The 25,137-nt window shown below is 51.5% G+C and carries 22 protein-coding genes; 19 read left to right on the forward strand and 3 right to left on the reverse strand.

Going from position 1 to position 25,137, the window contains the following annotated elements; genetic code table 11:
- Positions 1–88: 88 nt before the first annotated feature.
- From DWZ45_RS05100 to DWZ45_RS05135, 8 genes are all read left to right on the forward strand, one after another.
- A complete protein-coding gene (locus DWZ45_RS05100) occupies positions 89–415 on the forward strand; it encodes a cupin domain-containing protein (protein ID WP_107000176.1) in 327 nt (108 codons plus the stop codon).
- A 186-nt stretch (positions 416–601) separates the two neighbouring features.
- Complete coding sequence (locus DWZ45_RS05105; RefSeq protein WP_118467986.1) at positions 602–1,786, forward strand: exonuclease SbcCD subunit D; 1,185 nt, start codon at positions 602–604, stop codon at positions 1,784–1,786.
- On the forward strand, positions 1,783–4,584 hold the full coding sequence (locus DWZ45_RS05110) for an SMC family ATPase (protein WP_118467988.1): 2,802 nt from the start codon (positions 1,783–1,785) through the stop codon (positions 4,582–4,584). The genes DWZ45_RS05105 and DWZ45_RS05110 overlap by 4 nt, the downstream gene beginning before the upstream one ends.
- 50 nt (positions 4,585–4,634) lie before the next feature.
- Positions 4,635–5,492, forward strand: coding sequence for a glycerophosphodiester phosphodiesterase family protein (locus DWZ45_RS05115; protein WP_118467990.1), 858 nt, complete (start codon positions 4,635–4,637; stop codon positions 5,490–5,492).
- Positions 5,493–5,602: 110 nt separating this feature from the next.
- Positions 5,603–7,177, forward strand: a complete 1,575-nt coding sequence (locus tag DWZ45_RS05120; RefSeq protein ID WP_118467992.1) for an ABC transporter substrate-binding protein — start codon at positions 5,603–5,605, stop codon at positions 7,175–7,177.
- Positions 7,178–7,314: 137 nt separating this feature from the next.
- The gene (locus DWZ45_RS05125; RefSeq protein WP_022359791.1) at positions 7,315–8,265 is read left to right on the forward strand and encodes an ABC transporter permease; all 951 of its coding nucleotides are present in this window, start codon (positions 7,315–7,317) and stop codon (positions 8,263–8,265) included.
- 11 nt (positions 8,266–8,276) lie between these two features.
- Positions 8,277–9,074 carry an ABC transporter permease gene (locus DWZ45_RS05130; protein ID WP_107000170.1) on the forward strand — a complete coding sequence of 266 codons (798 nt, stop codon included), beginning with the start codon at positions 8,277–8,279 and terminating at the stop codon, positions 9,072–9,074.
- Positions 9,075–9,086: 12 nt separating this feature from the next.
- Complete coding sequence (locus DWZ45_RS05135; RefSeq protein WP_118467994.1) at positions 9,087–10,916, forward strand: ABC transporter ATP-binding protein; 1,830 nt, start codon at positions 9,087–9,089, stop codon at positions 10,914–10,916.
- A 96-nt stretch (positions 10,917–11,012) separates the two neighbouring features.
- On the opposite strand, the gene DWZ45_RS05140 is transcribed toward DWZ45_RS05135, so the two are convergent.
- Positions 11,013–11,708, reverse strand: coding sequence for a hypothetical protein (locus DWZ45_RS05140; protein ID WP_147352089.1), 696 nt, complete (start codon positions 11,706–11,708; stop codon positions 11,013–11,015).
- 295 nt (positions 11,709–12,003) lie between these two features.
- Between DWZ45_RS05140 and DWZ45_RS05145 the strand changes: the two genes are divergently transcribed.
- Together DWZ45_RS05145 and hslO are read left to right on the forward strand one after the other, a co-directional pair.
- A complete protein-coding gene (locus tag DWZ45_RS05145) occupies positions 12,004–12,759 on the forward strand; it encodes a class I SAM-dependent methyltransferase (protein ID WP_022359795.1) in 756 nt (251 codons plus the stop codon).
- A complete protein-coding gene (hslO, locus tag DWZ45_RS05150) occupies positions 12,760–13,680 on the forward strand; it encodes an Hsp33 family molecular chaperone HslO (protein WP_333489824.1) in 921 nt (306 codons plus the stop codon). It begins immediately after the preceding gene.
- A gap of 233 nt (positions 13,681–13,913) precedes the next feature.
- On the opposite strand, the gene DWZ45_RS05155 is transcribed toward hslO, so the two are convergent.
- Positions 13,914–14,114: a cold shock domain-containing protein gene (locus DWZ45_RS05155; RefSeq protein ID WP_022359797.1), complete on the reverse strand. Its 201-nt coding sequence runs from the start codon at positions 14,112–14,114 to the stop codon at positions 13,914–13,916.
- 290 nt (positions 14,115–14,404) lie between these two features.
- On the opposite strand from DWZ45_RS05155, the gene DWZ45_RS05160 reads away from it, so the two are divergent.
- On the forward strand, positions 14,405–15,025 hold the full coding sequence (locus DWZ45_RS05160; RefSeq protein WP_022359798.1) for a DUF5662 family protein: 621 nt from the start codon (positions 14,405–14,407) through the stop codon (positions 15,023–15,025).
- A gap of 1 nt (position 15,026) precedes the next feature.
- On the opposite strand, the gene DWZ45_RS05165 is transcribed toward DWZ45_RS05160, so the two are convergent.
- Positions 15,027–16,136, reverse strand: coding sequence for a ribonuclease H-like domain-containing protein (locus tag DWZ45_RS05165; RefSeq protein WP_118467996.1), 1,110 nt, complete (start codon positions 16,134–16,136; stop codon positions 15,027–15,029).
- An 807-nt stretch (positions 16,137–16,943) separates the two neighbouring features.
- On the opposite strand from DWZ45_RS05165, the gene DWZ45_RS05170 reads away from it, so the two are divergent.
- The 8 genes from DWZ45_RS05170 (at position 16,944) to DWZ45_RS05205 (ending at position 24,977) form a co-directional block, all read left to right on the forward strand.
- The gene (locus DWZ45_RS05170; RefSeq protein WP_182426636.1) at positions 16,944–18,911 is read left to right on the forward strand and encodes an NAD(+) synthase; all 1,968 of its coding nucleotides are present in this window, start codon (positions 16,944–16,946) and stop codon (positions 18,909–18,911) included.
- On the forward strand, positions 18,908–19,702 hold the full coding sequence (locus DWZ45_RS05175) for an RNA methyltransferase (RefSeq protein ID WP_118468000.1): 795 nt from the start codon (positions 18,908–18,910) through the stop codon (positions 19,700–19,702). Before DWZ45_RS05170 ends, DWZ45_RS05175 begins: the two co-directional genes overlap by 4 nt.
- A 219-nt stretch (positions 19,703–19,921) precedes the next feature.
- The gene (locus DWZ45_RS05180; protein WP_118468002.1) at positions 19,922–20,359 is read left to right on the forward strand and encodes an NfeD family protein; all 438 of its coding nucleotides are present in this window, start codon (positions 19,922–19,924) and stop codon (positions 20,357–20,359) included.
- 5 nt (positions 20,360–20,364) lie between these two features.
- Positions 20,365–21,303: an SPFH domain-containing protein gene (locus tag DWZ45_RS05185; RefSeq protein ID WP_022359803.1), complete on the forward strand. Its 939-nt coding sequence runs from the start codon at positions 20,365–20,367 to the stop codon at positions 21,301–21,303.
- Between the two features lie 237 nt (positions 21,304–21,540).
- Positions 21,541–21,849 (forward strand): DUF6637 family protein, encoded by a 309-nt coding sequence (locus DWZ45_RS05190; protein ID WP_022359804.1) that lies wholly within the window; start codon positions 21,541–21,543, stop codon positions 21,847–21,849.
- A 5-nt stretch (positions 21,850–21,854) separates the two neighbouring features.
- Positions 21,855–22,835: a biotin--[acetyl-CoA-carboxylase] ligase gene (locus DWZ45_RS05195; protein ID WP_118293273.1), complete on the forward strand. Its 981-nt coding sequence runs from the start codon at positions 21,855–21,857 to the stop codon at positions 22,833–22,835.
- Positions 22,828–24,018: an A/G-specific adenine glycosylase gene (locus tag DWZ45_RS05200; RefSeq protein ID WP_118468004.1), complete on the forward strand. Its 1,191-nt coding sequence runs from the start codon at positions 22,828–22,830 to the stop codon at positions 24,016–24,018. Before DWZ45_RS05195 ends, DWZ45_RS05200 begins: the two co-directional genes overlap by 8 nt.
- Positions 24,019–24,056: 38 nt before the next feature.
- A complete protein-coding gene (locus DWZ45_RS05205) occupies positions 24,057–24,977 on the forward strand; it encodes a YegS/Rv2252/BmrU family lipid kinase (protein ID WP_107000161.1) in 921 nt (306 codons plus the stop codon).
- The last annotated feature ends 160 nt before the right edge of the window (positions 24,978–25,137 follow it).

The following is a 25,137-nucleotide window of genomic DNA, read 5'->3' on the forward strand; positions in this document are numbered from 1 at the left end:
AGTTGAGAAAAAAATCGCTTATAATACTCCATAGAAAAATAGTGTCGAACGAATCTGAAAGAATGGCACAGGATGAGGAGGAAGCAGCATGAAGACAGTTGTTAAGGAAAATGCGAACGGCGGTAAAGGACAGGTAGTTGTAAAATACATTCTGGATGACAATGAGTTAAATGCAAAATGTAAGATGTTTGCCGAGGTAACGATCGCACCGGGATGTTCCCTGGGCTATCATGAGCACCACGGCGAGAGCGAGACGTATTATATCATCAAGGGACAGGGCGAGTACGATGATAATGGAACGAAACGTCCGGTTACCGTCGGCGATAAGACCTTCACGCCGGATGGCTGTGGTCATGGCATTGCCAATACCGGAGATGAAGATCTGGTCTTTATGGCATTGATCCAGCTGGATTAAGAGTGAAGAACAAAACAGAAAAAGGTAACTGTTCACAGTAACCAAAAAAGGCGCTGGCACGGGAAGTGGTTCGATGTGTCGGCGCTTTTTGCCATATATGTCCGGAAAATGCCTATATGTTTAAGCGGAAAAAATTGGAAATCAAAAAAACAGTGGATCAAAGAAAGAAAAAGGAGGTGTGCCTGCGTGAAACTATTTCATCTTTCTGATCTGCATATCGGGAAAATGTTAAATGGCTATAGCCTGCGCGAGAGCCAGAAGAATGCGTTTTTGCAGATACTTAAATATGCGGAGGAAGAGAAGCCGGATGCGATTCTGATATGCGGGGATATTTATGATAAATCGGTCCCGGCGGGGGAAGCGTATACGCTTTTTGACTGGTTTCTGACCGAGCTATCCGGGCGCTGTCCGGGGACGGAGATCCTGATCATTGCGGGAAATCACGATTCACCGGAGCGGCTGGCGTATGGCGCATCGTTTCTGGCACGCCACCGGATCCATATCGCGGCGCTGCCGCCGGCAGATCGGACGGAGTATTTAAAGCAGGTCACACTTACAGATGAGTGGGGACCGGTTCATTTTTATCTGGTACCGTTTATCCGTCCGGGTCATGTGCGCCATTTGTTTGACACCAATGGTTATACCGATGCATTCCAGAAACTCCTGGCGCGGGAGACGATCCGGAAGCAGGAGCGCAATGTGGTTCTGGCGCACCAGTTTTTTGTCTGGAACGGTCAGAATCCGGAAACCTGCGATTCGGAGACGGCGGTGCTGACCTCCGGAGGATTGGATGCGATCGATGCGTCGGTGCTGGAACCGTTTGAATATGCGGCGTTAGGGCATATCCACGGGGCACAGAAGGTAGGGCAGGAGCGGTTTTGCTATTGTGGGACGCCGTACAAATATTCGATCAGTGAAGAACACCATCAGAAGGGGATCACGGTGGTGAAACTGGGAGAAAAAGGAAGTGAGCCTCAGATCCGCCGCCTGCCGATTCTCTGCCATCCCGATGTAAAGCGCGTGCGGGGGACACTGGAAGAACTCAAGCTGCTTTCAGATACGATGGAAAAGATGCCGGATGGAAGCGGACGCGCGGACGCGTATGTGAGCGTGGTCCTGACGGACGAAAAAGAAATGTACGATTTCCGGGAGCGCCTGGAGGAGTTATTTGCGCATATTTTGGAGATCCGGGTGGACAATGAGAGGACGCGGAAACGACTGGAGGAAGAACCGGAGGAAAAAGGGGCGGTGACGCCGTTTCAGGCATTTGCCTCTTTTTATGAGGCGGTGCGCCACTGCCCGATGACAGAGGAACAGGAGACGATTCTGGCGCGCATGGTGGAAGAGGCAGAGGAGGAGGAACGCGTATGAAACCGAAGCTGCTTACAATGTCGGCGTTTGGCTCTTATGGGGGCGTGACGCAGATTGATTTCGAACGGGCGGGGACGGGATTGTTCCTGATCACGGGCGATACGGGGGCAGGCAAAACGACGATCTTTGACGCGATCTCGTTTGCGCTCTACGGGGCGGCGAGCGGCGCCGGGAGAGAGGGCGCGATGCTTCGCAGCCAGTATGCACCGGAGGACGCGGAGACCTGGGTGGAACTGACGTTTGAGGATAAGGGGCAGGATTATACGATCCGCCGCAGTCCGGCATACACGCGCCTCAGCAAGCGGAAAAATAAGGACGGCGCGTACACGGCGACGAGTGTGTCGCCGAAAGCGTCGCTGCTTTTGCCGGATGGAAGTGAGGTGTCCGGTCGGATCCGTGAGATCGATGAGAAGATCCGGACGATCGTGGGCGTAGACCGAGATCAGTTTTCGCAGATCGCGATGATCGCACAGGGCGAATACATCCGTCTGCTCCATGCATCCTCCAAAGAAAGAAAAGAGATATTTTCGCGCATTTTCCATACCGGGATTTACGGTAGAATCCAGCAGAAGCTGCGGGAGGCAGATCGGACGCTGTATGGAAAGCTGGAGGATAACAAGACCCGGTGCGAGGAGGTCATCCGACAGGTGACGGTTCCCAGGACGGAGGAGGCGGCAGCTTTGGAGTGGGAAGAAAGATGGCAGTCTTTGAAAGAGCGGTACCGGACAAATGGAGCGGAACTGCTTACATTTCTACATCAGTTGTCGGAGGAAAGCCGGAGACTTGAGGAAGAGGCGGGGAGACTGGAGGAGAATGCAATCCAGAAGCTTGCCGCCGGACAGAACCATCTGGAGCTTGTGAAAAAGGAAAAACGGGTACTGGAAGAAAAAAGCCGTTTGGAAGCATTTGGACGGGAGATGGAGGCTAGGCGTCGGGAAGCTGCCGCAGCCTATGAGAGCCGGAAACCGGAGCTGGAGGATCAGATCCGGCGGATGCAGGATGCGCTTCCGCTCTATGCGGAGCAGGAGAAAAAACGGCAGGCATATGAAACTTTGGAACATCAGCGGACGGCTCTGACCCAAAACCTGAAAAAAATGCAGAATCAGCTGGAAACGTGCCGTACGCAGGAAGAAATACTTCGAAACCAGGAGCGGGAGGCGGTAGAGGCGCGCGCTGCCCTGGCAGAATGCCGGGGACGGCGGGAGCAGATGGAACGGCGCCAGGCGGTTTTGCAGGAGTTAGGGAAATGCTGTGAAGCGGAGCGGACATGGAGAAAGTCACTGGAAAAACGCCAGGAAAAATTTCAGGCAGCCGCGCGGGCGTACCAGCAGTCAGATCAGTTGTATCAGGACGCGTCCTGCCGCTTTCTGGCGATGCAGGCGGGACTTCTGGCGGCAGAGCTGCAGGAAGGAAAACCGTGCCCGGTCTGTGGCTCGCTGGAACACCCGGCTCCCTGCCGTCTGGAGACAGAGCCGATCCGGGAGGAACAGGTGGAAGCGCTGCGTGCCGGGCGGGATGATGCCGATCAGAAGCAGAGGACAGCCGCTGAGGCGTGCCAGGAGGCGCAGATCTCGCTGGAACATGAGAGCAGACGGCGGATAGAGATCCAGGGAAAGCTGTACGGCCAAAATCAGGACAGCCCGGCAGCCCAGCCGGATGTGGATGCTCTGGAGAAGGAGCTCCGGCAGATGGCACAGGAAATCCGGCGATGCAGGCAGGCGGAAACCACTTATACTGACCGGATTGCCATGGAAGAAACGATCCGGCAGAAACGGGAGGCGAACGGAGCCGGACAGAAGAAGCTGGAAGCTGCGCTGGAGCTTAAAAGAAGTGAGGTGCAGCAGGCGGCGATCGAGAGCCAGACGAGACGTAATGAGCTGGAGGAACTCTCGAAGCGGCTGGAGTGGAAAGACAGCCGGACACTCCGGGTGGAGCTTGAGAAGCGCAGCCGGGAGCTGGAAACACTTGCAGAGGCGGTGACAGCGGCTGATAAGAAAGCACGGGAGTGCCGGGAAAAATGCCGGGAGCTGGAGGGAAGCTTATCTTCGCTCCGGGAACATATGGAAGCAGATTCGGAAACAGATCCGGAAGAAAAAATCCAGCAGGCGATCCGGCACTGGGAAGAGGAAAAAACGCGCTGGTCGCGGCTTCACCGGGAACATGTGTCGGTGCGGACGCGCAACGAGGATGCATATGCGGCACTTCGGGTGTATCTGCAGGAACGGGAGCAGCTTGACCGGGAAAAACAGCAGATCAGCGAACTTTACCAGACGGCGGACGGAAAACTGAGCGGTGCGGCGCGGATCGATTTCCAGACGTATGTACAGCGCCAGTATTTCCGCCAGATGATACAGGCAGCTAACCGCCGCCTGCGCCGGATGACGAAAGGAACCTTTGAACTTCAATGCCGCGGTCTGGCCGATCTGGGAAAACAGGGAGAAGTGGGACTTGACCTGGATGTCTACAGCTTTGTGACTGACCGGGTCCGGGACGTCAAAACGCTGTCCGGTGGAGAATCCTTTCTGGCGGCGCTTGCGATGGCGCTCGGCATGGCGGATGTCATCCAGAATGCGGCAGGCAGCGTGAAGGTGGATGCGATGTTCATTGATGAGGGATTTGGTTCCCTGGATGAGGAATCACGAACGCGGGCGGTTCAGGTGCTGCAGGAGCTGTCCGGAGGAAGACGCCTGATCGGCATCATTTCCCACGTGACGGAGCTGAAAGAGGAGATGGGACACAAGCTGGTGGTAAAAAAGGGAAATGGTGGAAGCCAGGTGCATTGGGAGATAGAAGATTAGTAGGACGGCGCAGAGCCGTTGTGTGACGAAAGAAAAGAGGCTATTTACATATGACAATCGTAATTCCAGGGATGGTGACGATATCGCTCTTATCTCTGTTTTACTGCAGTATGCTGCCGGAGACGGGGCGGAAGGCGAGAATGCAGGCATTTGAGCGGCAATACATCGCCCACCGGGGATTTCATGACAACCGGGGTGAATGTCCGGAAAATTCGCTCCCGGCGTTTGAGCGCGCGATCCAGATGGGATATGGGATCGAGCTGGATGTACAGCTGACAAAAGACGGGGTTCCGGTCGTATTTCACGACTGGGATCTGAAGCGGGCGGCGGGCGTTGATCGGAAGATACGCGACTGTACCTTTGAAGAGCTGCAAAGTTATCGTTTGTTTGGTTCATCCCAGACGATACCGGCCTTTGAGACAGTGCTTGAGCTGGCGGATGGACGCACACCGCTTATCATCGAGCTGAAAGCGGAGATTGTCCACCGGGAGCTGTGCGAGAAATGCGCGGTGCTTTTAGACCGTTATCCGGGTGAGTACTGCATCGAATCGTTCAGTCCGCTGGCACTCGGCTGGTTTAAGCGCCATCGTCCAAATGTTTTGCGCGGACAGCTTGCGACCAATCACCGCGGCGAGGGATTGAAAACGCCGGTCATTGTGCGGGAGATGCTTACATACTGTATGCTGAACGGATTTTGCAGACCGGATTTCATTGCGTACAACTGCCAGTTCAGCAACACGCTTCCGGTGGAAATGCTGCGCTATTTCTACAAATGTAAGATGGCGGCGTGGACGATTAAAAACCAGGGCGAATTAAACCGGCACCGGAAACAGTTTGATGTTTTTATTTTTGACAGTTTCGAGCCGGATCAATTCGTAAATTTCAACAAAAAACATCCTAAAAGATAGTGAGAAAGTCCTAAATTATGCTGGAAAAGTTGATTTTCTATGAAAATCTGCTATAATGGCTAAGACAATTTAATAATGAGAGATTATTACGAATTCGAGAGGACAAAGATATGAAAAAGAAACAGCTTCTTTCAGGCGTAATGGCACTTTTGTTATCTGCTTCACTCTGTGCATGCGGAGGCAGCAAGACAGCAGAAGGCACCTCAGAAGCAGCTGGCGAGTCCAGCGAAGCAGAGACCAGTAATACTCTTTCAGAAGGAACACCAGTACCAGGCGGCAGCGTTGTGTATGGCATGACGCAGGACCTGGCTAGTCTTGACCCCCATGTAGATACGGACGCAGGAACTAGAGACGTGGTTTTCAATTTGTACGAAGGGCTTGTAAAGCCTACTTCCGATGGCGGATTTATTCCGGCTGTTGCCAGCGATTACACCATTTCCGATGATGCAAAGACTTATACTTTCACATTGAGAGATGGCGTCACATTCCATGACGGCACACCGGTTACCATCGAAGATGTCAAATATTCCATCGATCGTTATGCGGAGATTCAGGGCGAATCCTCCGCTTTTTCTTCGCTTGTAGATAGTGTAGAGGTGCAGGATGATAAGACACTGGTTGTAAACCTGAAAGAAAGTTATTCAGAGTTTCTTCCGATGATGACGATTGCCATCATTCCGCAGTCCAACGAGGACCCGGCAGGCAATCCGATCGGTACCGGTCCATTCAAATATGTTTCCTACACACCGGGACAGAACCTGGAGCTGGAAAAATATGACGGCTACTGGCAGGAGGGCGTTCCGAGCCTGGACAGCGTGGAATTTAAATTTATTGCCGATGTGGACACCGCATTTGTAGAGCTGCAGGCAGGCACCATCGACATTCTGAAATATTTAACCGCCGCACAGGCGGAGACACTGGGCGATGAAGATTACAACATCGTACAGGGAAGCATGAACCTCGTCCATGCGATGTACTTAAACGGCGCTTACGAGCCGCTTTCCAAGACAGAGGTGCGTCAGGCACTCTGCTATGCGGTAGACCGCGATGCGATCAACAACTTTATTTTCGGCGGAAAGAGCCACATCATCGGCTCCCATATGATCCCGGCAATGTCGAAATACTATGAGCCGGAAGCAGAGACCGTATACAGCTACGATCCGGAGAAGGCAAAAGAGCTTCTGGCAGATGCCGGATACGCAGATGGCTTTGATCTGGAAATCACCGTTCCGAGCTCATACAGCCAGCACGTAGACAGCGCGCAGATCATCGCGGATGAGCTGTCCCAGGTCGGCATCAATGTGACCTTAAATCAGGTTGAGTGGAGCACTTGGCTGCAGGATGTATACAAGGGAGGCAACTTCCAGGCGACTGTCATCGGTTTTGACGGAACGCTGGCACCAAGCGACTGGCTCAAGAAATATGTGACAGACGATGCGAAGAACTTCATGCATTACTCCAACACTGAGTACGACGATGTATTTAATACAGCATACACAACCGTTGATGACGATGTAAAAGTAGAAAACTACAAGAAGGCGCAGATGATCCTGGCAGAGGATGCGGCAGCCGTTTACATCGAAGATCCGGCGAACCTCGTAGCAGTCAGCAAGAAGTTTGGCGGCTACACCTTCTACCCGACGGCAGCAGAGGATATGTCCCTGTTATATCAGGTAGAGCAGTAAAATATACAGTTACAATCCAGCAAATTCCTGCTGCTACCACGTTTTCTTACGGCACTTTCGGTTCCAAAAGTGCCTGCCCGTGAACAGTAACCAGGAAATAACAACAGAATAAGAAGCGGTAAACGCAGGAGGGAATTATGAAATTCTTTATAAAAAAACTGATAACTCTCATTATCACATTGTTGGTCATATCCTTCCTGACGTTTACCGCTTTTTCTGTGATTCCGGGCGATGCGGCACTTTCCAGGCTGGGAAAGGACGCGACGGAAGAGCAGTTAGAGCGGGCGCGGGATGAGATGGGATTAAATGATCCACTTCTGGAGCGGTATGGAAGATGGGTGACCGATGCGATGCAGGGGGATTTCGGGGAGTCCTACCGGTATGAGGGAACCTCAGTCCGCTCCCTTCTGGCACAGCGGCTTCCGGTCACGGTGCTTCTGGCAGTCATTTCCCTGCTCATCATCACGGTGATTTCAGTTCCGCTCGGAATCCTGAGTGCCCGGTTTGCCGGGAAATGGGTCGATACGCTGACGAACTGCCTGACGCAGATTCTGATGGCGGTGCCGTCATTCTTTCTCGGCATGATCCTGACATACGTGTTTGGACTGATTCTTCATATGTTCCAGCCGGGTAAATTTATCGAACCGTCGGAAAATTTCGGAAAGTCTGCACAGTACCTTTTATTTCCGGCGCTCGCGGTGGCGCTGCCGAAGATTGCGATGGTGGTGAAATTCCTGCGAAGCTCGATTCTGACCGAGATGAACCGGGAATACGTGCGGACTGCCTACAGCCGCGGCAATACGGAAACGGCGGTATTGTACGGGCATGTGCTGAAAAATGCGATGATTCCGGTTGTGACGTTCTTTGCGATGGTAATCGCGGAGATCCTTGCCGGCAGCATCGTGGCGGAGCAGGTGTTCAGCGTGCCGGGAATCGGAAGACTTCTGATCAGCTCGATCTCCAACCGTGATTATCCGGTTGTGCAGGCGATCGTGCTGTATATCACATCGGTGGTCGTACTTATCAATTTTGCGGTTGATATGATTTATCAGGTTTTGGATCCGAGAGTCCGGACGGCGGAAGAATAGAGGGAAGATGAATGAAACGAAAGAATTATAATCTGATGATAGGGGGCGCGATCACGCTGTTCTTTCTGGCAGTTGCCCTGATCGGACAGTTCTGGACGCCGTATGGGACGACGACGATGGACTCCATGGCAGTCAATCTGGCGCCGTGTGCAGCACACCCGCTGGGAACGGATAACTTCGGGCGCGATATTTTGAGCCGTGTGATGGCGGGAAGCGGCAGCACCTTTTTTGTGGCAGTCTGCACGGTTCTGATCGGGTGTGTGTTTGGCACGATCGTCGGTGCGCTGACCGGCTATTTCGGCGGCTTTTTCGATAACCTGATCATGCGTTTCAATGATATCCTTTTATCGTTTCCGAGCATTCTTCTGGCGCTTATCTTCATCAGCCTGACGAAGCCGGGAAGCTACAACATCATTCTGGCGCTGGGAATCCTTTTTATCCCGAGTTTTGCCCGGATCGTCCGCAGTGAGGTGATACGGTGCCGGGAACTGGATTTTGTCAAGAGTGCGCGGATCCTTGGCGCAGGGCATATCCGGATTATTTTCGCCCATATTCTGCCGAATGCGGCGGTCAGCCTTTTGACGGCGGCGGCGATCGGATTTAACAATGCGGTGCTGGCGGAGGCGAGTATGAGTTATCTGGGACTGGGAATCCAGCCGCCGGAGCCGAGTCTCGGGAGAATGCTTTACGAAGCGCAGTCGTACCTGTTCAATGCGCCGTGGTACGCGATCGGACCGGGCGTGACGATCATCCTGATTATTCTGGGATTCAGCATGGTGAGCGAGGGGCTGCGCTCGATGCAGCAGTAAGGAGGCGAAAAGATGGAACCATTGGTTGAGATAAAAAATCTGTCGATCCGTTTTCCAGAAGGAAATTCGACCTTTGAGGCAGTCAAGGGAATCAGCTTTTCGATCGGAAAAGGCGAGATCGTCGGAGTAGTCGGCGAGTCAGGGTCAGGAAAATCCATGAGTGCGCTTGCGCTGATGGGGCTACTTCCGAAGGATGCCGAGATTGCCTCCGGATCGCTCTGTTTTCAGGGAGAAGATCTGGTGACCATGAAACCGGAAAAACGGAGACAGCTATGCGGCAGCAAAATGGCGATGGTCTTTCAGGAGCCGATGACCTCCTTAAATCCGGTATTGAAAATCGAACGGCAGGTCGGGGAAAGCCTGCGGATCCATACGAAACTCGGAAATTCTGAGATTCATGAGCGGGTGGTGCAGGCACTCTCAGAAGTCGGTCTGCCGGACCCGGAGGGGCTGTGCGGTAAATACCCGCATGAGCTTTCCGGCGGCATGCGCCAGCGTGTGATGATCGCGCAGGCGATGATCAATTCTCCGAGTCTTCTGATTGCGGATGAACCGACGACAGCGTTAGACTGTGTCGTTCAGGCACAGATCCTGGAGCTTCTGCGGAATATCCACCGGACCAAGGGAACGTCGATTCTCTTTATTTCCCATGATCTGAATGTTGTGCGTGCGCTCTGCAGCCGTGTGATCGTGGTTTATAAGGGCGAGATCGTGGAAGAAGGGCAGACGGAAGACGTCCTTCTGCATCCGAAGCATGAATATACGCGCCATCTGGTGGCGTCGATTCCGGAGGGAGAAAAAGGGGAAAGCTCCGGCGGGGAGATCCTGCGCCTGACGGATTTGAACGTATTTTACGATGTGCGTGGCGGTCTGTTCCGCAAAAAAGGAAAAAAACACGTAATTCACGATCTGAACCTGTCGGCAAGAGAGGGAGAGATTGTGGGGATCGTGGGCGAGAGCGGCTGCGGCAAATCGACGCTCAGCAAGACGATCCTGGGACTTCACGACAATTATACGGGTGAGGTGAAGGTGCGTGACGGCGTCCGTCCGCAGATGGTATTTCAGGATCCGGCGGGATCGCTCAACCCGGCGCGGACGATCGGATGGATTCTGGAAGAACCGCTGCGCCTGCGCGGCATCAGGGACCGCGCAGAGCGCAGGCAGCTAGTGAAAGAAATGCTTGAAAATGTCGGACTGGACGAGTCCTTTGCGGCGCGCCATCCGAGAGAGCTTTCTGGCGGTCAGAAACAGCGCATCAGCATCGGCGTGGCCCTTCTCATGGATCCGCGCCTGGTGATCGCGGATGAGCCTGTTTCGGCGCTTGATGTGACGGTCCAGTCCCAGATTTTGAACCTGCTTTTGAAGCTGCACGCCGAAAAGCAGATGACCATCCTCTTTATTTCCCACGATCTGAACGTCGTGCGCGGGCTCTGCAGCCGTGTCATGGTCATTTACAGGGGTGTGATTGTGGAAGAAGGTCTGGCAGAAGAGATCTATGAGCATCCGGCGCACCCGTACACGAAACTTCTGCTGGAAGCGGCGATCGGCGGGGATACAATGGAACTGGATGCGGAGGCAGGAAAGCAGAGTGCGGAGCCGGAGAGAGACAGCCGGATGGAAAAACCGGAGCGGGGACAGACGAAAGGGAACCTTTTGGAAAATCAGGAAAAAGAGCGGTCCGTCCAGAATGCACCAAAGAAGATAGCGGGCAGTGGGGAGAAGTGTATCTTTTATGAGCGCTGTCCGAAGAGAAGAGAGGCGTGTGCCCATGTGCCGCTGTCACCGGAGGCAGTACAACTTTCAAGGACACACTGGGCGCGGTGTATTCAGATAGAAGCATAATCTGATAAGCTGAAATAGAGAAAAACGAAATAGCAGCCGAAAAAAGACAGACGGTTCAGCCTATGCCAGGGAAAGCGGCATGGCTTGAATCGTCTGTCAATGTTTTTTCCTGCGGTGGGAAATTAAAGTGCGCGGCTGCTCACTGGAAGAATCCTGCTGCCCCTGCTGTGCCTCACCGGAAAGCTGCAGCGGCTCCCGGCGGTGCCGGAGTGAATGGTAAAAAAGCCAGATCAGATCCACCAGGGCGATCAGAAACGCACATCCGGCTAATAGATGAAATACCTCATGCGTCAGAGCGGGATACGGCAGAGCGGATATGATATAAGGAGAAGTCATGTTCCGCAGGGAGCTCACCGTCCAGGAGAGACTGTCCGCCATCGTCTGGAGAAGCGATTCATAGGTATCCTCGTTCAGGCGGATCAAACGCCCGTTTAATGAAAGTGCTTTGCGTTCGGGCGGCTCTGGATAGCCGGAAGACGGATCGAGCAGATAGAAATGGCAGGTTCCATTTTCCAGAGAGTAATAATAATATCCGGTCTCTTTCTTTCCATCGTAGGCAGCGCACCCTGTATAATATAAGGAAGGAGCGTTCACCGAGACATAGGGCTGAGCCGGGTTATAAAAATCTTCAAACTTGCACTGGCTGTTTATCGGCCGCGGGGAGTGTGAATTTTCCCCGGCATTCTGCCACAGGAGCAGGATGGACGCGATCAGCACCAGTGCCGGAAGCCACATCTGCCGGCGGTAAAAACGGCGGCTTTTGATGGGGGAATGTTTTTGTTTTTCAGTCAAATTTTTCATACGCTCTAGTATAGTCAGTTCTGCGTGGAACGTCAAGAGTTAGTGTATACGACAAAATCCTGCTGCCACCACGTTTTCTTACGGCACGTTCGGTTCCAAAAGTGCCTACCTGTGAACAATTACTCCATTCCTGGTCATCTGCGCGTGCTTTTTCAATTATTCTTGCAAACAGGGCGAAAAATTGCTATGATGGGAGTGCTGGCATCGGAAGGAGATTGTGCAGTAGGGGAAAGCTTTCGGTGCATGGCAGTCATTTTTGCATCGGCAATATAGAAGGAGAGGCTAAATGGACGCTTACACGAGTTTTGCGGAAGTATATGATATGTTTATGGATAATATTCCCTATGAGGACTGGTGCGGGTACCTGACTTCTCTTTTAAAGGAATATGGGATCAATGATGGTCTGGTGCTGGATCTGGGATGCGGAACCGGCACGCTGACGGAGCTTCTGGCAAAGGAAGGCTATGATATGATCGGCGTGGATGTCTCGGAGGATATGCTGCAGGAAGCAATCGAAAAACGGGCAGAATCCGGGCTGCCAATTTTGTATTTATTGCAGGATATGCGCGAATTTGAATTGTACGGGACGGTCCGGGCGGTCGTGAGTATCTGCGATTCGCTGAATTATATTCTGGATTATGACGATCTGGCGCACGTATTTTCGCTGGTCAACAATTATCTGGATCCGAAGGGAATGTTCATTTTCGACCTGAACACGGAGGCAAAGTTTCAGGCAATGGGAAGTGAGACGATCGCGGAGGTGCGCGACGAGGGTAGCTTCATCTGGGAAAATGAGTATGATGAAGAGGAGAAAATTAACTCCTACGATCTGACGCTCTTTATCCGCGAGGAGGATGACTTATACCGCCGCTATCAGGAGACGCATTTTGAGCGCGCGTGGTCGTTGGACGAGATAAAAAAGGCGCTCACAGAGGCGGGTATGGAATTTGTGGCGGCGTATGACGCATTTACGAAGAACGCGCCGCGAAAAGAGAGCGACCGAATCTATGTGGTTGCGAGAGAACATGGAAAAGAGGTATAAATGATGGAAAAGATAAAAGCAGGTGAAATAACGGGACAGACCGGAGATTATATGCTCCGTGCGACGGCGGCGAATGGTCAGATCCGCGCATTTGCGGCGACTTCCCGCGATCTGGTGGAGAAAGCCAGACAGGCGCACAATACCAGCCCGGTGGCGACCGCAGCGCTGGGACGCCTGATGACGGCAGGGGTCATGATGGGCTCGATGATGAAAGCGGACAGTGATCTTTTAACCATCCGGGTCGAGGGCGATGGTCCGATCGGCGGTCTGACGGTAACAGCTGATAAGAACGGCAATGTCAAGGGCTACGCGTTCCACCCGGAGGTAATGCTGCCGCCGAATGCGAAGGGCAAGCTGGATGTGGGCGGTGCGCTGGGAGTCGGCGTCTTGAGCGTAATCCAGGATATCGGTTTGAAAGAGCCGTATGTGGGGCAGACGATCCTGGTAACGGGTGAGATTGCGGAAGATCTGACTTATTACTATGCGACTTCCGAGCAGACTCCGTCCTCCGTGGCACTGGGCGTTCTGATGAATAAAGAAAATACGGTGCGCCAGGCAGGTGGATTTATCATCCAGCTTCTTCCGGGAGCAGAGGAGGCGACGATCGCGGCACTTGAAAAGACGATCGGTGAGCTGGAGCCGGTGACGACGATGTTAAATAAGGGAATGACCCCGGAGGATATTCTGGAGCTGATTTTAGGACAATTTGGTCTGGAGATTCTGGATAAGATGCCGATTCAGTTTACCTGCAACTGCACCAAGAGCCGTGTAGAAAAGGCGCTGATCAGCATCGGCGGCAAGGAGCTGCAGGAGATGATCGACGAGGGCAAGAGCATCGAAGTCAACTGCCAGTTCTGCAACAAGCACTATGAATTTAGTGTGGATGAGCTGAAAAAATTGTACGAGAAAGCTAAGAAGTAAAAAGAAATGAGATAATAGATAGGGCTGCTGTGCGGAAAGAGGATATTTGGATATGTTCCGCATGGCAGGACAGAAAAAAGGTAACTGTTCACACATGTGTGAGCAATTACGAAAAAAGGGATACTGCCGAAGCGGTATCCCTTTTTATAATCACTTTACTTAGATCAATATAACGTATTCGCAAAATATATATCAAACATATTTGGAAAACAGGTACACTGGAAAGTTGATGATTAAAGCTTGGTTACGTTAGTAGCCTGCGGTCCCTTAGCACCGTTAACAACTTCGAACTCTACCTGAGCGCCTTCCTCAAGAGACTTGAAGCCTTCCATGTTCAGTCCGGAGTAGTGAACGAATACATCGTTGCCCTGCTCGTCGCAGATAAATCCGTAACCTTTCTGGTTGTTGAACCACTTTACAGTACCTCTGTTCATATGATACCTCCAAAAAAATATAAAAAATAGTGATGGCCGCATGGATTTACGACCTGTTCCAAGAATAGCATAGTTTCATATTGATGTCAAACGTTTTCGCATAAAATTTCTGGAAATTCAGACATTTAAAAATAGTTAAATTTTTGTGGAAAATAAGGGCATTTGTTACTGTACACACATGTGTGCCCAGTAACGGGTATTTTCCAGAAAGCCGCGAAAGAAAGTGGGGTTGTCAAACCAGGATACGGGGGGTAAAATAGGAGGAAAGAAAAGGGGAAAGAGGTAGGAAAATGAATTATATTTACAATGCGTATCATCATTTTTTGACGATCACGAAACATAAATGCGAGGTCATGAAAAACTGCTTTGCGGTAGGGCTGTACCGCCAGGGACTTCTGCACGACCTCTCCAAGTATTCCTGGGAGGAATTTGCGACCGGCGTTAAATATTATCAGGGAAACCGCAGCCCAAATGCGGCGGAAAAAGAAGAAAAGGGCTATTCGGCGGCATGGCTGCACCACAAGGGACGCAACAAACATCATTTCGAATACTGGATCGATTTTGCACCGGACAAGTCCTGGGGGCTTGTCGGCAATAAAATGCCCCTTCGCTATCTGATCGAGATGGTAATGGACCGGATTGCCGCGTCGAAGGTTTATAAGGGAAAAGATTATACGGATGCGTGTGCGTGGGAATACTTTGAAAGAGGCAGAGATTTTGTCGTGATGCACCCGAGGACGAAGTACCAGCTGGAATATCTCCTCACGATGCTGAAAGAGCAGGGCGAGGAGAGAACCTTTGCGTTCATCCGGGCGCTGCTTGCGCGGGAGAGAGCGAAAGAACAGGCAGTCCGGAGAAAACGGATGGGTCACGTGATCCGGGAGATAAGAGAGCGTGGACGGGTGCTGTAATTTATAAGGACAATTCTCTCAGATAATTATGTAAGTACAGCACTGCCGTCTCTGGATCTGTGAAAAGCTGTTCTGAATACGGCACAAACAGCTGCTTACTCTTATAGTCTGCTTTCAGGCATTCATGCCACATCGGAGTGCCATCTGCAAGAAGCGGCTGCGGCACAAACAGCCCGGCTGCGCGGGTGTAGCACGTTTTGGCGGTTGCCTTCTTGCGGGCGGAGCGATCCACATACTGACCGACACTTTTGTGGATGGCGCAGTCCTCGTAGATCATATAGTAATAATTCTCATAATCGTTGTAAAATCGTTTCAGCTCCCCGGAATATAATGGAAGGTCGAGCGTCAGGCGGTTTCCTTCCGCCGACAGCTCCAGATCACCGATGGAAAACTGGAATCCGCTTGTCAGAGAGAAGGGACTTTCATAGTGAAGCAGCAGGTGCTTTTCTGAGTTTCCGTCCGCATATGGGATATCACGGCTTTCTGAACCTTTGAAAGAAAAATCGCCGGTCAGAAAGTCCGGGTAGGCGAGAATCGGCAGAATCTGCGGCATTCCCTTTAAGTCATCCTCGTTATGGAGAATCAGAAGGTGCTTCAGCAGTTCAGAGTGCGTCTGTAAATATTCACCGTAAACCTCGATGAGCTGACCGCCGTTGTACTTATCTTCGCGGGCAATGCCGAGGAACTGCTCGATGCTTTTCTGTTTCAGATTTTCAAGTCCCAGCAATTTTTTTAATGGGCGTATTTTCTTATAAATATCAAAACTTTCAACCGCTTCAAAATTCCAGTCCTTTTTATAAAAAACACAGCGTTTCGTCAGAAATGGAATGTCAAACCCGTCGCCGTTGAAATGGACGAGGATGCGCTTTGTCCGGAGAAGTGCAAAAAAAGCGTCGAGAACCTCTTCCTCTGCATCCCTCGTCTCGGCAAAATACTGGGTCAGAATCCAGGTGTTTCCGTCGTGCCAGACGCAGCCGATCAGATAGACCGAGGCGTAGTCGCCGGAAAAGCCGGTTGTCTCGATATCGAAAAAAAGCAGATCGGAGATAGCTCCTAACCGTTTGGGCGGATAAGAGGAAGTAAAGGTCAGCGGATTTTGAATGGTGATCATTTGGCAGTATCCTCCTGTGTCGGTTTATAATGTCCGCCCCAGATCCGCATTGCGTCGGGGATTGGTTTCAGACTGTAACCTATGGCGTTATTATAAATTCATCGGAAGTGAAAAGCAACCGTTTAAAATGATAAAACAATAACACACCCGGTATCGTGAAATATCCGTTCTGGCAGTTGAGTAAAAAGAAAAACAATTTGTAAACCTTCAGTGGTACAAGTTTGGCAATCTTTTTAAATTCCGATATACTAGAAAATGTCGGAAGTGACAGCGGGAAATGTGGTTGTACCAATATGGCAATTCGGGAATTTTTGGCGGAAAGACTGGCAGATTATGAGATCCCGCGCAAATTTGCCTTGCTAAAGGAGTTTTCAAAGACTGAAAGCGGAAAGATTCGTAAAAAAGAACTGTGAAAATTGCTTTTTCTTGTCGAAAAAAGAAAATGATTTATTGTGCAAAATGACAAAAGTGACGTTGACAAAATTGGAAAAGAGTGGTATATTTACATACAGCAATCAAACTATTTAATGTAACGGTTGTGAACGTGACCGGAGAGCTGCTTTCTGTGGGGGAAAAGCGGCTCTCTTTTTATATATGTTTGACTTTTTGTATAGTGACAGCTACAATAAATTCGTAACTGTTCAGTACCTTCACAGTCACGCGCAAAAATCCATTTAAAATTGCCTACGGCAATGGGATTTTTTCCTGCTGGTCCATGTTTTCGTACGGTCAGCGCAGTAAATGCGCAGACCTATTGAACAGTTGCTATGTTTTTAAAAATCATTTATAAGGGAGACAAACCATATGATAAGAGATGGCTTTATCCGGGTTGCCGCGTCAACGCCGGAAGTGAAGGTGGCAGATGTAGAGTACAACCGGGAACAGGTTTGTGAACAGATAGAGGAGGGGCGCAAAAAGGGCGCTTCGATGATGGTATTTCCAGAGCTGGTGCTGACGGGATATACGTGCGGTGAGCTGTTTATCCAGAAATCGCTGCTGGCGAAGGCAAAGGAAGAGCTTAGGAAGCTGATCGCCTTTACAGCTGGCGATTCAATGCTTGTATTTGTAGGACTTCCGTGGGAATACAACAATAAATTGTACAATGTGGCAGCGGCGATCCAGGATGGAAAGCTGCTCGGTCTGGTTCCGAAGAGATGGATTCCAAACTATTCTGAATTTTATGAGGGACGTTATTTCAACCCGGGCTGGGAAAAGACAATCGACGTTTCCTGGGACGGTTATCAGGTGCCAATGGGAATGAAGCTTTTATTTTCCTGTGACAATGTGGAAAATCTCGTCGTGGGGGCGGAGATCTGCGAGGACGTCTGGGTTTTAAATCCACCGAGTATTGCACACGCGTCGGCGGGGGCAACGGTGATTGTCAACTGTTCTGCCAGCGATGAGGTGACGGGCAAGAGCGAGTACCGCAGAAGTCTGATCAGCGGTCAGTCGGCGCGGCTTCTCTGTGCGTATATTTACGCCAATGCGGGCGAGGGAGAGTCTTCCCAGGATCTCGTTTTTGGCGGCCAGAATATTATCGCTGAGAATGGCAATATCCTGTCGGAGTCAGCGCGATTTGAGAATCAGACGATCTACGCAGATATCGATTTGGAACGTCTGGAATGTGAGCGCCGCCGGATGACGACCTATCAGACAGAAGACCGTGAGGATTACCGGTTTGTAAGCTTTACGCTGGATCGGAAACCGCTTGCGCTGGAGCGCGCGATCGATCCGACCCCGTTTGTCCCACACGATGCGGGCAGCCGGAACCGCCGCTGCGAGGAGATCCTTTCGATCCAGGCGATGGGATTGAAAAAACGTCTCAAACATACCGGATGTCGCCATGCTGTCGTTGGTATTTCAGGCGGTCTGGATTCAACTCTGGCACTTTTAGTAACCGTGCGCGCCTTTGATCTGCTGGGGATTCCGCGTGAAAATATCCTGTCTGTGACGATGCCGTGCTTTGGTACGACTGACCGGACGTACCAGAATGCCTGCCAGCTCACGAAAAAGCTGGGTGCAACCTTGAAAGAAGTCGATATCCGAGAGGCAGTTACTATCCATTTCCGCGACATTGAGCAGGATCCGTCGGTTCATGATGTAACGTATGAAAATTCACAGGCACGCCAGAGGACGCTGGTTTTGATGAACCTTGCCAATAAGATCGGCGGTCTTGTCATCGGTACCGGCGATATGTCGGAGCTGGCGCTTGGCTGGGCGACCTACAACGGCGATCATATGTCGATGTACGGTGTCAACTGCTCGGTTCCGAAGATGCTGGTGCGCCATCTGGTGCGCTATTATGCAGATACCTGTGGCGAGAAAGAGCTTTCTGATATTCTGCTGGATGTACTGGATACGCCGGTCAGCCCGGAGCTTCTGCCGCCGGAGGAGGATGGAAAGATCGCACAGAAAACGGAGGATTTGGTTGGTCCTTATGAGCTGCATGATTTCTATCTCTACTATATATTAAGATTCGGCTACCGTCCGGGCAAGATTTACCGCCTGGCGCGTCAGGCATTTGACGGTGCTTATGATAAGGAAACGATCCTTAAATGGCTGAAGGTGTTCTACCGCCGTTTCTTCAACCAGCAGTTTAAGCGTTCCTGCCTGCCGGATGGTCCGAAGGTAGGTTCTGCTGCAGTATCGCCGCGCGGCGACCTGCGTATGCCGAGCGATGCGTGCAGCCGCCTGTGGCTGGAGGAGCTGGAAACACTGGATGAGGATTGCGTTTACGGAGTGCCGGAGACGAAAGCGGCAGGAGGCAGCCTGTGATCGCGAGCACGGGCAACGCCCGTGTCAGAGCGGTGGCGGCGCTTGCAAAGAAAGCAAAAGCAAGACGGGAACAGGGCGTCTTTTTGGTGGAAGGTCCGAAGATGTTCGGGGAACTGCCGGTGGAGAGACGCCGCGAAGTCTATGTGTCGGAAAATTTTCTGCGCCAGCAGGGGGAAAAAGCAGAAAAACTGCTGGCTGGCTGCCGGTATGAGACGGTGACGGATGAGGTCATGCGCCATATGTCGGACACCCAGACACCGCAGGGGATCCTGGCGGTAGTGGAACAGTTTTCCTATCAGCTCTCAGATGTGCTGAAAAATAGCCCGGACGGAAAGGCACCGGAGCTTGTGATTCTGGAGACGCTGCAGGATCCAGGTAATCTGGGAACAATCCTGCGTGCCGGAGAGGGGGCGGGTGTGACAGGCATCATTCTTGACCGTGGTTCAGCTGATATTTACAGCCCGAAGGTCATCCGTTCCACGATGGGCTCGATCTACCGGGTGCCGTTTATCTACACGGACGACCTGCATCAGACGATCGCGGAAGTGAAAAAGCAGGGAATCCGCCTCTATGCGGCGCATTTAAAGGGGAAACATAACTACGAAGAGGAAAATTATACAGGTCCGTCCGGCTTTCTGATCGGAAATGAGGCGAATGGTCTGACCGAGGAGACGGCGGCGCTTGCTGACGCGTGGGTGAGGATTCCGATGGCTGGAAAGGTTGAATCCCTCAATGCAGCGGTGGCGGCTTCGGTGCTGCTGTTTGAGACGGCACGGCAGAGACGGCAGTAAATTGCATTTTTTGAAACAATGTTTTAAGCCGGATAGTTTGTGCAAATAGAGAGCTGTGAAGAAATAAATTGAACTGTAGATCGATATGTTCCATTAAGAAGTTTGTAATAAAACCGTAAGTTCAAAAACAGAGCTGATTGGTTGATAAATGTCAGAAAATATCGTATACTAGTTTTAAGATATCAGGGTCAAAAGACCTATATGGAAGGAGGGGATGACATGGCAGTATGGTGTGTCTGGCTGGCGGTGTTTGTAGTGTGTATCGGGCTGGAAGCAGCGTCGATGGCGCTGACTTCGATCTGGTTTGCTGGAGGCGCTCTGATTGCGTGTGTCCTGTCGATCGCGGGAGTGAATCTTTACATCCAGATGGCAGTGTTTGTCGTTGTTTCATTCCTTCTTTTGTATTCAACAAGACCATTGGCACTCCGGTATATCAATCAGAAGACGGTGCGGACCAATGTGGACGCGCTGGTGGGTAAAAAAGCGCGGGTAACCGCAGAGATTGATAACGACGAGGCGAGAGGGACGGCGATGGTGTCCGGTCAGGAATGGACGGCACGCTCGGCGGATGGAAGCCGGATTCCGAAGGATACGATGGTACAGATTCAGGCGGTCAGCGGCGTCAAGCTGATTGTCAGCAAATGTAAGGAGGAGTAGGAAATATGGGAGCAGTTATCAGTTTTCTTGTCATTGCAATTGTGGTACTTCTGATTTTGTCATCCTGTATCCGGATTGTGCCGCAGGCACAGGCATTAGTCGTAGAGCGTCTGGGTGCTTATCTGGAGACATGGTCGGTTGGCGTGCATTTCAAGGTGCCGTTCATTGACCGCGTGGCAAAAAGAGTCATTTTAAAAGAGCAGGTTGTAGATTTTGCACCGCAGCCGGTTATCACGAAAGATAACGTTACGATGAAGATTGATACGGTTGTATTTTTCCAGATCACGGATCCGAAGCTGTTTGCGTATGGTGTTGAGAACCCGATCATGGCGATCGAGAACCTGACGGCGACCACCCTTCGAAATATCATCGGTGATCTCGAACTTGACCAGACCTTAACCTCCCGTGAGACGATCAACACGAAGATGCGCGCTGCACTCGATGTGGCGACAGATCCGTGGGGAATCAAGGTAAACCGTGTTGAGTTGAAAAATATCATTCCTCCGGCAGCCATTCAGGATGCGATGGAGAAACAGATGAAGGCAGAGCGTGAGCGCCGTGAGTCCATTCTCCGTGCCGAAGGCGAGAAGAAATCGACGATCCTGGTAGCCGAAGGTAAGAAAGAGTCCGCGATTCTGGAAGCAGAAGCAGAGAAGGAAGCGGCGATCCTGCGTGCAGAAGCACAGAAGGAAAAGATGATCCGCGAGGCAGAAGGTGAGGCGGAAGCGATCCTCAAAGTCCAGAAAGCGGAAGCAGATGGACTTCGCTTTATCAAGGAAGCAGGCGCGGACAATGCAGTGCTGCAGCTCAAGAGCCTGGAGGCATTTGCCAAAGCAGCGGACGGCAAGGCGACGAAGATCATCATCCCGTCCGAGATCCAGGGCATTGCCGGTCTGGTAAAGGGTCTGACGGAAGTTGGCACGGATGTTCAAAAGGCAGAGTAGCCGGGAGTGAGCGGCTCTAAGTTATAAAAAGAAGGTATAAGAAAAGGCTGATGGTTATGTAAAGCAGGAACCGCAGCCTTTTTCGATTTCTTTTTTGACAAGCCTGCGGACATTCGGTATAATATCCCATAGTGATATGTATACCCATATATGTTGATGAAAGGGTATATGCAAGAAGCTATGTGCTATATGAAGAATGAGGCTGTTGTTTGCGAATATAAGTAAGGAGTGGATGCGTTGAACCTGCAGGAAAAAAGAAAGAAAAGCGCGAATATCGCGTTTGCCCTGGATATGCTTCATATCGTAGTGGGTATATTGATCGTGATATTTGCGGTTCTTGCGTTTCTGAACCCGGATGAAAACCGGATTTTGTTTCCGGTAATCTTTCTTCTGGCGGCGGTACTGAATTTTGCCAATGGCTATGACCGCTATCGCCGGGGAAGGGGAAGAAAGCATCTGCGGACCGGCGGAATGATCCTGATGGCTGTGGGAGCAGGATTGTTCCTTTTATGTATTGTCAGTACACTTACAATATGGTGGGGGTAATAAAAGTGAAAACAGAAGTTTTGCGAATGTTAAAAGAAACGGATGATTACCTGTCCGGACAGGAGATCTGTGAGCGTTTAAATGTATCACGGACGGCAGTCTGGAAAGTTATCAAACAGTTGGAGGCAGAAGGATATGAGATAGAGGCGGTCCGGAACCGCGGTTACCGGCTGCGTTTCCTGGGCGATGTTCTCAGCCAGGCAGAGCTGGAGAGCAGCATCGACAGCGAGTGGGCTGGAAAAAATATTTTATATTTTGACGAGACAGATTCAACCAATACCGAGATCAAGAAAGCGGCGGAGAAAGATGCCCCGCACGGTACGCTGGCAGTCGCGGATTATCAGTCGATGGGAAAGGGACGCCGCGGAAGAAGCTGGGCGGCGCCGCATGGCGTCGGCATCTGGATGAGCCTGCTTCTGCGCCCGGAGCTTCCTCCGACCTGCGCGTCGATGCTGACGCTGGTGGCGGCTCTGGCAGTTGCCGACGGGATTCGGGAGGTTTGTGATCTGGAGGCAAAGATCAAGTGGCCGAACGATATCGTCGTCAATGGAAAGAAGGTCTGCGGTATCCTGACCGAGATGAGCACGGAATTAGAGTGTATTAATTATATCGTGACTGGTATTGGTATCAACGTGGCAAATCACGAGTTCCCGGAGGAGATTCGGGATGTGGCAACGTCTCTGTATCTGGAGACAGGAAAAGAAGTGCGCCGCAGCCAGCTTATCGCTGCGATCATGCGTGCGTATGAGGGATATTATGATAAATTCATGGAAAACCAGAACATGAAATCCCTAATGGACGTTTATAACAGCCGTCTGGCAAACTGCGGTACACAGGTGCGCGTCCTGTCTCCGGGCAATGAGTATACGGGCATGGCGCTTGGAATTGACGAGATGGGCGAACTGCTGGTCCGCACAGAAGACGGAAAGGTGTGCAAGGTGATCTCAGGAGAGGTATCTGTCCGGGGCATTTACGGATATGTATAAAGATTTTTATGCGTCGTTGAAGCCTTTAGAGGGGGAAATACCTTATGCGGAAGAAGAGAGGCTGGCGGCATCCGGCGCTCCATTGCTCTCCTGGTACCGGAAAAACCGGCGGCTCCTTCCGTGGCGGGAGAATCCGGAACCGTATTCGGTCTGGATTTCGGAGATCATGCTGCAGCAGACGCGGGTAGAGGCGGTCAAACCGTACTTTGCCCGTTTTATGGAAGCACTCCCGGACATCACCTCCCTCGCGCAGGTGGACGAAGAGCGGCTTTTGAAGCTGTGGGAGGGACTTGGGTATTATTCCAGAGCCCGGAACCTAAAAAAGGCAGCGGTCTGCCTGATGGAAGACTACGGCGGTCAGATGCCGGCGTCGCGGGATGAGATATTGAAACTTCCGGGCATCGGAAGTTATACAGCCGGGGCAGTTGCGTCGATCGCGTATGATCTGCCGGCTCCGGCGCTGGATGGAAATGTGGTGCGTGTTCTGACACGCCTGTTTGCTGACCCACAGGACAGCACGAAGCTGGCGCTTCGAAAGAAATATGAGCGGCTCCTGGAGGCGGAACTTGTGCGCCGGACGGAGGAAAGAGAGTCCTATTTGTCAGCCGGTGATGATGCCGGTGAGGTTTCCACGGCATTACGGTCAGAAGAGCTATTTCATCCAGGTGAATATAATCAGGCATGGATTGAGCTGGGCGCGCTTGTCTGCATCCCGGGCGGACGTCCGCTCTGTGAGAAGTGCCCGCTGGAATCCCTTTGTCTGGCGCACCGGCGGGGAGAGGAGGAGCAATATCCGGTCAAGCCGCCGAAAAAGCCGCGCCGGATCGAGGAAAAAACGGTCTGCCTGATTGAGTGGGAGGATACGGTGGCGATCCGCAAGCGCAGTAGCAAGGGATTGCTGGCATCTCTCTACGAATATGTCAATCTGGACGGAAAAAAGAGCGCGGCGGAGGCAGCGAAAGAACTGGGAATCGCGGAGGCGGATATCAGGGAAACCGAGGATCTGCCGGATGCAGTCCACATTTTTTCCCATGTTGAATGGCATATGTGTGGACGCAGAATCCGCCTGAAACGGGCATCCGGCTATCAGGATAAAACAGTTTTGATGGTGCGCCGGGCGGAGCTGCAGGACCGTTATCCGATCCCCAATGCATTTCGCGTGTATACAAATATATTAATATGAAATACTGTTAGTGTGGGGGAGCAGGAGAAATGGCGATTATGAAAAAAATGCTTTTTATCATCAATCCGAGATCTGGCAAAGAACAGATTCGAAGTCGTCTTCTTGAAATTTTAGATAGTTTTGTAAAGGCGGGCTATGGACCGTCTGTTTATATTACGCAGGGCCCGAAGGATGCGGAGTATCAGGCGGCACGTGCGAAAACGAAGGAACTGGTCGTGTGCAGCGGCGGGGACGGTACGCTCAACGAGGTGGTATCGGGGCTGATGACGATCACCCCGGAAAAGCGTCCGGAGTTAGGGTATATCCCGTCGGGTTCCACGAATGATTTCGCATCCAGTCTGGGACTTCCGAAAAATATGCGGAAAGCGGCGCAGACAGCTGCGCTGGGAAAACCATTTCTGGTGGATGTCGGTGTATTCGGCAAAAACCGGTATTTCGTCTATGTGGCGGCGTTCGGAGCATTTACGGAGGTATCCTATTCGACCCCGCAGGAGACGAAAAATATTTTGGGGCATCAGGCATATATGCTGGAAGCCATCAAACGCCTGACAGGGCTTAAATCCTACCGGATGCGCCTTACGTGGGAACATCTGGGGGAGCAGAGAGAATTGGAAGAGGAATTTATTCTGGGAATGGTGACCAATACGACCTCGATCGGAGGTTTTAAAGGACTGGTTGGTATGGACGTGGCGCTGGATGACGGGGAGTTTGAGGTGCTTCTGGTCCGGAAACCGCGCACGCCGCTTGACATTGCAAGTATTGCTGCTTATCTGATTCAGAGAGAGGGCGAAAATGAATGCGTATTCAAGTTCCGCACCTCGAAACTGACGGTACAGTCGGAGGAGCTGGTGGACTGGTCGCTGGACGGTGAGTTTGGCGGAAGCCAGACAGAGGTCGTGATTGAAAATAAACCAAGAGAGATTGCGATCAGGGTGCCTGAAGTTACTGTTCGCGGGTAGGCACTTTTGGAACCGAAAGTGCCGTAAGAGAACGTGGTGGCAGCAGGAATTTGCCGTATTTAAATGCGAAGCCACGGCAAATTCCATTACTGTGCACGTATGCGTGAACAGTAATTGCCTAAATAGAAATAGATCGAAAAATTTCGAAAATTGTTGAAAA

This window comes from Clostridium sp. AF32-7AC (assembly GCF_003477925.1).
Taxonomy (GTDB): Bacteria; Bacillota; Clostridia; order Lachnospirales; family Lachnospiraceae; genus Otoolea; species Otoolea fessa.